This window comes from Duganella sp. GW821-FHT07F09 (assembly GCF_059418705.1).
Genome location: NZ_JBWKQJ010000006.1, coordinates 76591 through 88356 on the forward strand (window position 1 = coordinate 76591; position 11766 = coordinate 88356).

The following is an 11766-nucleotide window of genomic DNA, read 5'->3' on the forward strand; positions in this document are numbered from 1 at the left end:
GGAGGATAATCAGATGATAATTATTCTTATTTAGCCAGCGAAGTGTCATGCGACCCAAGTAGCCAGCCAACAACTACTTCAGGGACTCACATGACACTGACCAAGACCCCGCTGGCCTTGATGCTGGCCAGCCTCTCCTTTGCCAACGCCGCGTTGGCGCAGACCGGCGCGGTACCCGACCAGGCCATGCCGGTCGTGACCGTCAGCGGCGAAGCGGACGGCTACCGCCCTACCACCTCCACCACCGGCACCAAGATCGACGCGCCGCTGCGCGACATTCCCCAAACCATTAACGTGGTGCCGCAGGAACTGCTGCGCGACCAGGGCGCGCGCTCGATGCAGGACGTGCTCAAGGCGGTGCCGGGCATCGGCATGTCGCACGGCGACGGCCAGCGAGACCAGGTCACCATTCGTGGCTTTAGCGCCATCAGCGACCAGTTTGTCGACGGAATGCGCGACGATGCGCTGTATTTCCGCGATTTGTCGAATGTCGAGCAGATCGAGGTCATCAAGGGGCCGGCCTCGGTGCTGTATGGCCGAGGCTCGTCCGGCGGCATGATCAACCGCATCACCAAGAAGCCCGGCATCGACCGCAGCGAAGTGAGCCTGCAAGTGGGCCGCTGGGGCCAGAAACGCGGCGAGTTCGACCTGGCGCGCAATCTGACCAACAGCGGCGTGGCCTTCCGCGTGACGGGCGCGGCGGAAGACTCGGGCAGCTATCGCGACCAGCAATTCCTCAAGCGCCAGGCGCTGGCGCCGTCGGTGCAACTCAAGCTCGGCGCGGACACGCTGTTGCTGCTGCAGGCGGAATATCTGAAAGACAAGCGCGTGACCGACTTTGGCATCCCCTCGTATCAAGGACGCGCGGTCGATGTCCCGCCCGGCACCTATTACGGCGCGGCCAACGCCGAAGACTTCGACTACAGCGAATCGGAAGTGAAGGCCTACGGTTTCACGCTGGATCACCGCTTCAATCGCCAGCTGTCGATCCGCAACGCCTTCCGCCACTACGACTACTCGCTAGACCGCAACAATACGCTGGTCGGCTCGGTCAATGAAGCGGCGCGCACCGCCTCCCTCACCCGTGGCAACGTCGCGCGCGATGAGGACGGCTACTCGAACCAGACCGAGCTGACCCAGCTGGCGGAACTGGCCGGCATGCAGCATCAGATACTTTACGGCGTTGAGTTCGGCAAGCAGGACAAGAACCAGCTGGTGCGCTCGCAAGCCAATGTTGCGACTGTCTCATTGTTTAATCCGGTGAATCCGGTTGTGCCATTCACCGCCGGCGGCGCGCCGACGTCGAATAACCTGGGCATCTTCAAAATCGCCAGCGCTTATTTGCAGGACATGGTGACGTTGGCGCCTCAATGGAAAGCGCTGGCCGGTATTCGTTATGACCGCTTTGAACAGGAGAATGTCGAAAGGCGCGTCGGCGTTCCGAATGTCAGCCGCATCGATCGTAATTGGAGTCCGCGCGCGGGACTGGTTTATCAGCCGAATGCGGTGCAATCGTATTACGCGTCGTTCAGCCGCTCCTTCCAGCCATCGGGCGAAGGTTTCGCATTAACCACCGCGAATGCGCAGATCGCGCCGGAGATTACAAAGAATAAGGAAGTCGGGGCCAAATACGATTTATTCAATGGCCGGGCATCGGCTGGCGTATCGATATTCCAGCTGACGCGCACCAATATTAAAACCACCGACCCGCTGACGCTTCAACTTTTACCCCTCGGCACACAACGCACCAAAGGCATAGAGCTGACATTCAATGGCGATTTGGGTAATGGCTGGAAGACATGGGCCGGTTATTCCTATCTGGATGCGGCGATGATTTCTTCGATTGGGCGCGACGACGGCCAAGCGGTTCTGGGAAAGCGCCCGACATTAACTCCTAAGCATGCCGCCAATTTATGGGTGAGCAAAGCGCTCGGAGGCAGTTTCGGCGTGGGCGGCGGCGCGAATTATGTCGGCAACCGTTTTGCCAATCCGGGTAATACGGTAACGCTACCGAGTTATGTCACAGCCGATGCGATGGCCTATTACCGTGACCGTGGTATTGACTTGACATTAAACCTGACAAATCTGTTCGACCGCGCTTATATCGTGGCCGGACACGGCAGCAGCAAAAATCTGAACCTGCCAGGCGCTCCCCGCTCGGTCCAGCTGACCGCACGCTATCGTTTCTAAGGTAAGACATGCCAGAAATCGGCGTAAGCGCGCCAATTTCTGGCATACCACCGCCCCCAACCGACCAATGCTGAGATGGTCGGCTCCCCCAAAACTTTGATGCGACCAAGCGATTCAGGATCGGTGTTGATACTCTTCATGACATCAATATCTGAAGCAGACATCAGAAAAACCTTGCGTCAGGCTCTTCTTCAGCATTGACTCCTGCTGATAATCGATATTGCGGGGATGATGGTCGAATGGAAACGCGCATATCAGCACTTGAATTGCTGGCTGAGAAAACTTTAGAACGGATCACGGTTCTGGAGGTTGATTTGGCCGTGATCAAATCAAACTATGCCACAAGAGAAGACATCGCTAAATTGGAAGGTAACTTACTCAAGTGGTTTATTGGAACCGCCGTCACAATGGCAATCCTGGCATGCGCTGCCGCGAAATTTATTCAATAGAATTTATAGCCGCTCGACGCGTTGGTCGCACAATGCTATTCAAGCGCCGATTAGTTCCCGTAGAACAGGGTCGACCGTTGGCTGGGATCGACCATCAAGCGCTCGCCGGTGGCGCCGTCAGCGCGCCAGGGCGACCACCTTCCGGCCCTTGAGGATCGGGCGGGCAGGCTTCCCGGTCGATCGCGGCCCCGGCCCCGGGATCGGTACCGGGGCTGGCGCCGTCAATGCCGGCGGCAGTTTAAACACGCCGACCAGTTCCACGAGCTGTATCGTCTGCTGCTCGAGCGCCCCGGCCGCCGCGGCCGCCTCTTCAACCAACGCGGCATTTTGCTGCGTGACATTGTCCATTTCGGCGACTGCATGATTGATTTGACTGATGCCCACTTCCTGTTCCCGCACGGCGGCGGTGATTCCGCCCATCAATTCCGTCATGCGCTGGATGCTGGTGACGACCTCTTCCATCGTCAAACCCGCCTGATCGACTATCCTGCTACCCACCTCGACCTTCGCCACCGACGCGCTGATCAAGGTTTTGATCTCCTTGGCGGCGCTGGCCGACATTTGCGCCAGATTGCGGACTTCCGAGGCCACCACCGCGAAACCACGCCCTTGCTCACCGGCGCGGGCGGCCTCGACCGCCGCGTTCAAGGCGAGGATATTCGTCTGAAACGCGATGCCGTCGATGACGCTGATGATATCGACGATTTTTTTGGACGAATCATTGATCTCGCTCATGGTGTCGACCACCAAGGCGACCGCCTGCCCGCCCTTGACCGCCACTTCGGAGGCCGACAGCGCCAATTGGTTCGCCTGCAACGCGTTGTCGCGATTGTTCCTGACCGTCGATGTCAGCTCCTCCATTGACGAGGCAGCCTCCTCCAGCGTACCCGCCTGTTTTTCCGTGCGCTCGGACAGATCGGCGTTGCCGGCGGCGATTTGTCCCGACGCGGTGGCGATCATCTCGGTGGACTGGCGTATGGTGCCGACCGTGTCGACCAGATTGCCGCGCATCATGGTCATCGCGGCAAGCAGGCTGGTTTCATCGCCGGCCCTCAGCACCACCTCGGCACGGAAATCGCCGGCCGCGATTTGCCGTACCACCCCGGCCGCGTACGCGGGCTCGCCGCCGAGTTGACGGTAGACCTGGCGTATCAGCGCCCATCCCATGACGATGGAGATCAGCAAGCCCCCCGCTATCAACCCGACGGAAAGCAGCTTGGCCCACAGGTATCGTTCCGACGCCGTCTCGTATTCCTGCCTTGCCACGTCGACCTGCAATCGGCGCAACGCGGCAATGGCGTCCCGCACCGGCGGATTATGGTCATTCGACAGGATCAGTAACTGCTGAAGGCTTGCGAGATCGTTCTCGACCATGTTGGCCGTCATCGGCTTAAAAACCTCGTTGCTGAATTTTTGATATTGATCCGCGAACTCGCTCGCCAATTTTCCTTCGGTGGAAGTCAGGGCCGTCGACATGTAGAGCTTCCATGTCACGTCGATTTCCGCGAGGTCTTTCTTGACGCGCTCGGCCGCGGCCGCGCTTTTCCGGGCGCTCGGCTCGACCAGTACCTCGGCCAGGGTATATCTGTTCCTGAGAATGAGACGGTCGATTCTGGAGACTTGCTCCAATGCGACCGTGCGGTCTTCGTACACCGTCTTCAATCCCTGGTTCAATTCGGCCATGCCGTACAACCCGACAAAGCCCACGACCAGCGTGATGAGCGAGATGAATGCGATGATGGCGGCGATACGAAACTTGAGAGTGGCGTTCTTCATTGCTGGACCTTCTTTTATATGTGTTACGTGCGTAACGACGCGCTTAACCGTGTGCGGTACGGTTAAGTGCGGGATTTTTCCAGTTGCGAGAACCGGACAGCCATTGGAGTTGTTTCTGGCGCCCCGGCGGCCAACGCCGACGCGGGCGGGCAAGGCATGCGGATGAGGAAAGCTAACGGGCTGAGGGGTGGGCGCGAGGACGGGGCGCCGGGCTTGCCCGTTTTTTTTAGGAGGTCAGATGATTAACTAGCAATCAGCAATGAATCGATACAAACAATTGTACGCTCAAAAATCTATTTCCTTGGGGAATTTCGATTATACATTTCCGATATGCACACCTGCGGGCAGACCTGGTAAGCGGTGGCCGGATTGCGACGCAATCACCACCCCGGCACCGCCAGCGCGATCGATGTGGCCAGCACCCCAGCCCGCCAACCGGCTCAAAAGCTGGCATAACGCGCCCACTCGCTCTTCCAGAGCTCGCCATGATTGCGATATGCCATGTCGAACCGCAAACGCCAGGGCGCGCGCATGCCATCGATGGTGGCGTCGAAAATGCCTTTGCCGCTAAGGCGCGCTGTCTCGCCGGCCACGCCGACCTTGAGTTCGTCCTCATCGATATGGATGCTGTGGTAGTTGAACCGCCCGGTACGAATCACATCGAACCAGTCCCGCATGGACTGGACGTGCCCGGTGATGTGCGTCAGCGAAAATTGTGGTTCGAGCAGTTGCTCGAGCGTGTCGACACGTCCCTCCACCATCGCCAGATGATAGGCACGTAAACTGGCGACGATGGCGGCGTGGTGGTCATCGATATGCATTTCGGTTCCTCTCACAACGGCTGGGTTGATGTCACTGAAATCGTTCATAAGCCGCGTTCTTTCAATAGTTGATGCTACTTGACCGTCCCGAGCCAGCTCTGGACCTGCGTCGTCGTGCGCCGCTCCGGGTCCGCCTCCATGACGAAGGCGAATTGCACGCGTGCACCGGTAGCGCGTTTCGCCAGTTGGGCTGCGGCGTCGCCCGGCCCGTAGCCGCCATGGGTAACGAAGGGAACCACCACCTTGCCGGCCAGATCGTGTGTTGCCAGAAAAGTCCGCACGACGGGCTGCAGCGTCTCGCCCCAGATCGGAAAACCCAGGAACACTGTGGAGTACGCGGCGATATCGGCCACCCGGCCCGCCTATTGCGGCTGGTCGCCCCGGTCGCGTTCCCTGCGGGCCTGCTCGACGGTTTCAAAATAATCTTGCGGATAGGCGCGGGCCGGCCGGATTTCGAACAGGTCGGCATGCCGCGCGCGATGAATCACGCCGGCGGCCACCCGCGTGTTGCCGGAGCGGGAGAAGTAAGCCACGAGTATGCGCGAACCGGCACCGGCCGTGCCGTCGGCGTCCGTTGCCTCGCCCAGCGGAAAGGCCGCGAGGGCGGCCATCATGGCGCGTCGGGATGGATCTTCCATGTTGTCTCCGATGTCGAGGCGGCGTTCGCTCATCCATTTAACGATGGCGGGATCGCGGTGGGAGAAGAAGCTGCTCGTTCCCGTTTCCAGGGAGGCGATACTGGCCAGGTCCGTGTCGTCGAGGCTGAAATCGAAGACGTCCAGGTTTTCGACCATCCGTTCGCGGCGCGTGGTTTTCGCCAACGCGACAATGTTGCGCTCCACCAGCCAGCGCAGCACGACCTGCCCCACCGATTTATTGTGTTTGGCGGCGATGGCGACCAGCGCGTCGTTGTGGAAGAGACTGTTCCGCCCTTCTGCGAACGGAGCCCAGGCTTCGGCCTGCACGCCATTTTCCCGCATGAAAGCCACGCTGTCGTCTTGCTGGTGGGATTGACTTCAATCTGGTTGATCGCCGGACGCACTTCGTTGAAGGCGATCAGATCCATCAGGCGGTCCGGCTGAAAATTGCTGACGCCGATCGCACGCAGCCGGCCATTGCGGTATGCCTCTTCCATCGCCCGCCAGGAGCCGTGCACGTCACCGAAAGGCTGGTGAATCAGGTACAGGTCGAGATAGTCAAGCTTGAGTCTTTGCAACGACCGGTCAATGGCGAGCTTGGTTTTCTCGTAGCCCGTATCCTGCACCCAAAGCTTGCTGGTAACAAAAAGACTAGCGCGGTCGATGTCGCTATTCTTGATACCCGATCCGACCGCGTTCTCGTTGAGGTAGGACGTCGCCGTGTCGATCAGCCGGTAACCCGCCCCGATTGCGTCGATCACGCTGCGTTCACATTCGGCGGGATCCGCAATTTGGAAAACGCCGAATCCCAAGAGCGGCATCTTGAGGCCGTTATTTAGTATTGCGTAATTCATCGTGCGCTCCTCGGGCAGCTCGGCCTCCGTGTCAGAGTCCATACTGTACCGGCACCGGCGCCCATTGATAAGCCGATGTAATTCGCATGTTCTTATTAGACAAACTAATCAATAAGCAATATGGACCGCAACTTGAACTTCATCGCCCAAGCATTGTCTGACAAATGTACTGAGCATTAGCGAGATGTCCACATGGAAGAGCGTCGATCAAAACTCGAGTCGATTACGGAAAAGACTTTAGAGCGTCTATCTGCGCTTGAGGTGGATTTGGCTGTGGTCAAGTCGAACTACGCAACGAAAGAAGACCTTGCGAAGATGGAAGGTACTCTGCTCAAGTGGTTCATAGCCACGGCGGTCGCGCTGACAGGCGTAGCATTCGCGGCGGCGCGCTTCGTCCACTGAATGGCAACATCGGCTCGTAAACCGACGAATACGACGTTATTGAGTGGCCTGCCCAGCAGGAATCGAACCTGCGACCCTCAGCTTAGAAGGCTGATGCTCTATCCAACTGAGCTATGGGCAGAGATGACGCGACGAGAACTCGTCGCGGAAATGAAAAACGGGTTGTCGATGACAACCCGTTTAGTGTTTTTGGTCGGAGTACAAGGATTCGAACCTTGGACCCCCTGGTCCCAAACCAGGTGCGCTACCGGGCTGCGCTACACTCCGAAGACAGTATTCTAACGCCTGGCGCCCCCGCCGTCAATGTGAGGGTCGGATTAATCTTTCATTACTAAAGTGAAGCCGCCAACTGCGCTTCCACTTTGTCGGCGATGCGCTGGGCCATCGAATCGGCGTCCTTGGCGTTACGTGCTTCGACCATCACGCGGATCAAAGGTTCCGTACCGGAGGCGCGGATCAGAACGCGGCCGCCACCTTCCAGTTCACGTTCGACCTTTTCCTTTTCGGCCACCATGGCGGCGTTCTTGGTCCAGTCGAAACCCGGGGCCACGCGTACATTGACCAGGGTCTGCGGGAACAGCACCAGCTCGGCCGTGCACTCTTCCAGCGATTTTCCGGCGCGTTTGAGCGCAGACAGCACTTGCAGCGCCGAGATGATGCCGTCGCCGGTGGTGTGCTTGTCCAGGCACAGCAGGTGGCCCGAGCCTTCGCCGCCCAGCAGCCAGCCCTTGTCCTGCATCACCTCCAGCACGTAGCGGTCGCCGACCTTGGCGCGGGCGAAGCCGACGCCCTTCTCTTTCAACGCCACCTCGACCGCCATATTGGTCATCAGCGTGCCGACGGCGCCGGCCACCGGGCCGGTGGCCATGCGGTCCATGACCATCAGGTACAGCAGCTCGTCGCCGTTGTAGAGGCGGCCGTTGGCGTCGCACATGATCAGGCGGTCGGCGTCGCCGTCCAGGGCAATGCCGAGGTCGGCGCCATGCGCGCGCACCGCCGCCGCCATCGCTTCCGGCGCGGTGGCGCCGTGGCCGAGGTTGATGTTGAAGCCGTCCGGCTTGTTGCCGATGGCGATCACCTCGGCGCCGAGCTCGTGGAACACGTGCGGGGCGATGTTGTACGCGGCGCCGTGCGCGCAGTCGACCACCAGCTTCAAGCCGCGCAGATCGAGCTCGTTCGGGAAGGTGCTCTTGCAAAATTCGATGTAGCGGCCCTGGGCGTCGTCCAGGCGCTTGGCGCGGCCCAGTTTTTCCGACGGCACGCACACCATCGGCAGGTCCAGCGCCGCTTCGATATCGAGTTCGACCGAATCGGGCAACTTGGTGCCCTGGTCGGAGAAGAATTTGATGCCGTTGTCCTGGAACGGGTTGTGCGACGCCGAGATGACAACCCCGGCCGACAGGCGCAGCGCGCGCGTCAGGTAGGCGATCGCCGGGGTCGGCATCGGGCCGGCCAGCATGACGTCGACGCCGGCCGCCGAGAAACCGGCCTCCAGCGCCGCTTCCAGCATGTAGCCGGAAATGCGCGTGTCCTTGCCGATCAAGACCGTCGGTCGCTTGCCGCCGGTGCGCGGAACGCCCGCCAGGACCTTGCCGGCGGCGAAGCCGAGGCGCATAACGAAGTCAGGCGTGATCGGCGATTCGCCGACCAGGCCGCGGATACCATCGGTGCCAAAATATTTACGTGCCATGTTGTGTGCTCTTTATCGTCTGCGTTGTTATTGGTTGTTTTAATGTGCCGCCTGCCATACCTTGAGGGCGTCGACCGTTTCGGCGACGTCGTGCACGCGGACGATCGCCGCCCCGTGCGCCACCGCCGCCAGCGCGCCGCCGACGCTGCCGGCCATGCGCTGCTCGACCGGTTTGCCCGTCACCGCGCCGACCATCGATTTGCGCGACAAGCCGGCCAGCAATGGCATATCCAGTTCCTCAATCAACCGCCTTGTGGCCCTGAGTAAGGCGTAATTATGCTCCACCGTCTTCCCAAAGCCAAAGCCGGGATCGACGCACAATCGACGCGGATCAATTCCCGATGTGATCATGGCATCAATCCGTTCCCGCAAGAAAGCAATCACCTCGGCGACCACGTCGGTGTACGACGGCGCCAACTGCATGTGTTGCGGATCGGATTGCATGTGCATGATACACAGCGCGCAGTCGCTGTCGCGCACCGCCTCCAGCGCGCCCGGCGCGCGGAAACCGTTGATGTCATTGATCATGTCGACGCCGGCGATGATGGCTTCGCGCATCACCTGCGGCTTGTAGGTGTCGACCGAGATCGCCGGCCCTTGATCGCGCAGCGCGTACAGCACCGGCATCACGCGGCGCAACTCGTCTTCCAGCGGCAGCGGCGGCGCGCCCGGGCGGCTCGATTCGCCGCCGACGTCGATGATGTCCACGCCATCCAGGATCATTTGCTCGGCGTGCGAGATGGCGAACTCCAGCGACTGGTAATGGCCGCCGTCGGAAAAGGAATCGGGGGTGACGTTGAGGATGCCCATCACGCGGGCGCGCACGGCCTCGCCTTGCAATGGGTAATTGAATCGGCCGAACTGTAGTGTGGATCGCATGAAGAAAAACGGAAGTGGGAATGAAAAAGGGCGAGGATTTCTCCTCACCCTTGTCTGCGCTAGCGGACCTTGCGGCCCACTGCTTAGGCCGGTGCCGTCACGCTAGGCGTCACGCCGGTGCCACCGTCGCTGGGCGGCTGTTTGCGGATCGTCACGCCCGGCTTCGGTGGACGCGGCTCGAGGCCGGCCATGATGTCGTTGATCTGGTCCGCGTCGATGGTTTCCCATTCCAGCAGCGCCTTGGTCATGACTTCGACTTTTTCGCGGTTCTCTTCGAGCAGCGAGCGGGCCAGCTTGTACTGCTGGTCCAGGATGTTGCGGATCTCGGCATCGACCATTTGCTGGGTCGCTTCGGAAATCGTCTTCGACGCGCCGCCGAAGAAACCGTCGTTCTGGCTGTCCTCGTAGACCATCACGCCCATGCTGTCGGACATGCCGAAGCGGGTGACCATCGAGCGTGCCAGCTTGGTGGCGCGCGAGAAATCGTTCGAGGCGCCGGTCGACATCTGGCCGACGAAGATTTCCTCGGCGATACGGCCGCCGAACAGGATCGAAATCTCTTCCAGCATCTTGTCCTTGTAGCCCGAGATATTGTCATGCTCGGGCAGCTGCCAGGTCAGGCCCAATGCCCATCCGCGCGGCATGATCGTCACTTTGTGGACCGGATCGGCCTTCGGCAACAGCTTGGCGACGACCGCGTGGCCCGACTCGTGGTAGGCGGTGTTGCGGCGCTCTTCCTCGCGGATGATCATCGACTTGCGCTCCGGCCCCATGAAGATCTTGTCCTTGGCATCTTCGAAGTCGATCATGTCGACCAGGCGCTTGCTGCGGCGCGCCGCGAACAGTGCGGCCTCGTTGACCAGGTTGGCCAGGTCGGCGCCCGAGAAGCCAGGGGTGCCACGGGCCAGGATGTCGGCCTTGACGTCGGTGCCGATCGGCACTTTGCGCATGTGCACGTTCAGGATCTGTTCGCGGCCACGGATGTCCGGCAGGCCGACCGAGACTTGACGGTCGAAACGGCCCGGACGCAGCAGCGCTTTATCCAGCACGTCGGCGCGGTTGGTCGCGGCGACCACGATCACGCCGGACGACGCTTCGAAGCCGTCCATCTCGACCAGCAGCTGGTTCAAGGTCTGTTCGCGTTCGTCGTTGCCGCCGCCCATGCCGGCGCCACGGTGACGACCGACAGCGTCGATCTCGTCGATGAAGATGATGCAAGGCGAATGCTTTTTGGCGTTCTCGAACATGTCGCGGACGCGGCTGGCGCCGACACCGACGAACATTTCAACGAAGTCCGAACCGGAGATCGAGAAGAACGGTACTTTGGCCTCGCCGGCGATGGCGCGCGCCAGCAGGGTTTTACCCGTGCCCGGCGGACCGACCATCAGCACGCCGCGTGGAATGCGGCCGCCCAGTTTCTGGAACTTGCTAGGATCCTTCAGGAAGTCGACGATCTCGTTGACTTCCTCCTTCGCTTCGTCGCAACCGGCGACGTCGGCGAAGGTGACGGTGTTGTTCGACTCGTCCATCATGCGCGCCTTCGACTTGCCGAAGGAGAACGCGCCGCCCTTGCCGCCGCCCTGCATCTGCCGCATGAAGAAAATCCACACGCCGATCAGCAACAGCATCGGGAACCACGACACGAACACTTGCTGCAGGAACGATGGCTCCTCGGGCGGTTTCACGTCGAAACGGACGCCGTTGTCGCGCAGGTCGCCCACCAGGCCGCGATCGAGGATCGTGGCGGTGGTGCGCACCTTGGTGTCATCGGTGCGGGTCGCGGTGATGTTGCCACCCTCGATCACGACATCCTTGATGCGCTTGGCTTTCACGTCATCCAGCAAATCGGAGTAAGCGATGGGTTTGGCGCCGCCTGCAACGCCATGGCTATCGAACTGCTTGTACAGCATGAGCAGGAGCAGTACGACGACTACCCAGATGGCTGATTTGGAAAACATGTTATTCACGAAAACTCCTTGGATGCGGGGCGCATCTTTTAACCTAGGGCTAGAAACCCGATTTTACTCGTAATAAGCAGGCGGTGCCAGAAGCCCACCCGTGCGCGGG

At 60.4% G+C, this 11766-nt stretch carries 8 protein-coding genes, 2 tRNA genes and 2 pseudogenes; 3 read left to right on the top strand and 9 right to left on the bottom strand.

From position 1 onward, the window contains the following. Window positions 1-90: 90 nt before the first annotated feature. Window positions 91-2190, top strand: a complete 2100-nt coding sequence (locus AC07P1_RS16955) for a TonB-dependent receptor (RefSeq protein WP_494696924.1) — start codon at window positions 91-93, stop codon at window positions 2188-2190. A 239-nt stretch (window positions 2191-2429) separates the two neighbouring features. Beyond that, window positions 2430-2639, top strand: a complete 210-nt coding sequence (locus tag AC07P1_RS16960) for a hypothetical protein (protein WP_494696925.1) — start codon at window positions 2430-2432, stop codon at window positions 2637-2639. Window positions 2640-2756: 117 nt separating this feature from the next. Here AC07P1_RS16960 and AC07P1_RS16965 read toward each other — a convergent pair whose 3' ends face one another. The 4 genes and pseudogenes from AC07P1_RS16965 to AC07P1_RS16980 all read right to left on the bottom strand — a co-directional run. Further along, complete coding sequence (locus tag AC07P1_RS16965; protein WP_494696926.1) at window positions 2757-4415, bottom strand: methyl-accepting chemotaxis protein; 1659 nt, start codon at window positions 4413-4415, stop codon at window positions 2757-2759. A gap of 440 nt (window positions 4416-4855) precedes the next feature. Beyond that, a complete protein-coding gene (locus AC07P1_RS16970) occupies window positions 4856-5236 on the bottom strand; it encodes a nuclear transport factor 2 family protein (protein WP_494696927.1) in 381 nt (126 codons plus the stop codon). 74 nt (window positions 5237-5310) lie between these two features. Beyond that, a pseudogene (locus tag AC07P1_RS16975) lies at window positions 5311-5907 on the bottom strand (flavodoxin). Beyond that, window positions 5884-6728, bottom strand: a pseudogene (locus AC07P1_RS16980) (aldo/keto reductase); the annotation flags it as partial. The pseudogenes AC07P1_RS16980 and AC07P1_RS16975, both read right to left, overlap by 24 nt. Before the next feature lie 192 nt (window positions 6729-6920). On the opposite strand from AC07P1_RS16980, the gene AC07P1_RS16985 reads away from it, so the two are divergent. Next, window positions 6921-7130 (top strand): hypothetical protein, encoded by a 210-nt coding sequence (locus AC07P1_RS16985; protein WP_494696928.1) that lies wholly within the window; start codon window positions 6921-6923, stop codon window positions 7128-7130. A 44-nt stretch (window positions 7131-7174) separates the two neighbouring features. Here AC07P1_RS16985 and AC07P1_RS16990 read toward each other — a convergent pair. From AC07P1_RS16990 to ftsH, 5 genes are all read right to left on the bottom strand, one after another. Next, window positions 7175-7251 (bottom strand) — tRNA-Arg (locus AC07P1_RS16990). Window positions 7252-7320: 69 nt separating this feature from the next. Next, a tRNA-Pro gene (locus AC07P1_RS16995) sits at window positions 7321-7397 on the bottom strand. A gap of 64 nt (window positions 7398-7461) precedes the next feature. Then, window positions 7462-8820 carry a phosphoglucosamine mutase gene (gene glmM, locus AC07P1_RS17000; RefSeq protein ID WP_494696929.1) on the bottom strand — a complete coding sequence of 453 codons (1359 nt, stop codon included), beginning with the start codon at window positions 8818-8820 and terminating at the stop codon, window positions 7462-7464. A 39-nt stretch (window positions 8821-8859) separates the two neighbouring features. Then, on the bottom strand, window positions 8860-9699 hold the full coding sequence (gene folP, locus AC07P1_RS17005; RefSeq protein WP_494696930.1) for a dihydropteroate synthase: 840 nt from the start codon (window positions 9697-9699) through the stop codon (window positions 8860-8862). A gap of 83 nt (window positions 9700-9782) precedes the next feature. Then, window positions 9783-11666: an ATP-dependent zinc metalloprotease FtsH gene (ftsH, locus tag AC07P1_RS17010; RefSeq protein ID WP_494696931.1), complete on the bottom strand. Its 1884-nt coding sequence runs from the start codon at window positions 11664-11666 to the stop codon at window positions 9783-9785. Between the last annotated feature and the right edge of the window lie 100 nt (window positions 11667-11766).